The 1,308-nt window shown below is 67.0% G+C and carries 1 protein-coding gene and 1 pseudogene; both read right to left on the bottom strand.

Annotated features, from left to right (window positions below; genetic code table 11):
- A partial coding sequence (locus ACFWF3_RS36170; protein ID WP_379318670.1) for an NADH:flavin oxidoreductase occupies positions 1-837 on the bottom strand: 837 nt, incomplete at its 3' end.
- Between the two features lie 30 nt (positions 838-867).
- Positions 868-1,308 (bottom strand): annotated as a pseudogene (locus tag ACFWF3_RS36165) (hypothetical protein); the annotation flags it as partial.

Here is a 1,308-nt window from a genome sequence, read left to right as displayed (position 1 = left end):
GTCCTGCACCACGCCGGTCATCGCCGGCGCTTCGTAGTTGCCGCCGGAGACCTCCAGCAGATCGATCCCGAGCTGCTCGAGGGCGAGTGCGATATCGAGCGATTCGCGCTCGTCCAGTCCCCCGCTCTGGAAGTCGGCGGAGTTGAGCTTCACCGAGAGCAGTGCGCGTGGCCCGATGGCTGCGCGCACGTCGGCGACGATGTCGAGTAGCAGTCGACGACGATTCGCCGGGCTGCCGCCGTATCGGTCGGTTCGCTGGTTGGCGATGGGAGAGAGGAACTGCGAGAGCAGATATCCGTGCGCGGCATGCACCTGCACACCGGCGAAACCGGCCTCGACCGCCAATTCCGCGGAGCGTACGAAGCGACGTCGCAGGTCGGCGATGTCGTCGAGCGGCAACGCGCGCGGCTTGCGCAGGTTGTAGCCGATCGTCCCCGGACGCAATGCCGAAGGGCCCACCGGAAGCCGGTTCAGCGGGCCGATCGCAACTCGGCCGGGATGGTTGATCTGCATGACCATCACGGCACCTTCCCGCGACCCCGCGCGCGCCCAGTTGCCGACGGCTTCGAAGTGGCGATCGTCTTCGAGTGTCACATTGCGGGGTTCGACATAGGCGCGGCGATCGATCATCACGTTGCCGGTGATCAACAGACCCGCGCCGCCGCGACCCCACGCACTGTAGAGACGGGTCAGCGTCTGGCTGGGCGCACCGTTGATCTCGCCGAGCTGTTCACTCATCGCCGCCTTGGCGATGCGGTTGGGCAAAGTCACCCCGCACGGCAGGGTCAAGGGGCTACCGACGGCGATCGTCCGGGGTGCACGATTCTTGGGAGGCATGGAAGGGGCTCCTGTGTAGTGGGTTGGGAGTCAAGCGATCCGACGGGCGACGGCGAGGACTGGGCTCACCACGATGCGGGTCAGCCTGCGTGGCGCAACCGGCACGGGTTCTGGGCTCGCAGGTTCCGTCGCCGTCGTGACGGAACTGCGCAACAGCAGGATCCGCAATGTGGACAGCTGGGTGAGCACGCGCACCAGCCATCGGCCGCGCAGCACCTCCCAGCGCAATTCCGGTCCACCGGCGAGGATTTCACCGGAGGGTTCGGAGACGATCGAGTAGAGATCGCCGAGCGGGGTGCGTACTTGCTGTTGCAGCAACGCCGCCTCGGCGAGTAGCCGGGAGCTGTTCATCAACAACATGCCCGCGCCGGAACGCGGCGCGACCAGTCCGGCGAAGGAGAGGTTGGCCAGGCCAGGCGCGAAAGTGTGCGACACCAGCCGCGGCTGCCCGTTCTCCCAGGTGAGCAGCCC

It is taken from the genome of Nocardia sp. NPDC060220 (assembly GCF_042727815.1).
GTDB lineage: Bacteria > Actinomycetota > Actinomycetes > Mycobacteriales > Mycobacteriaceae > Nocardia.
Note: the sequence above shows the minus strand (reverse complement) of the source record. Positions and strands in the feature narration are given on the sequence as shown.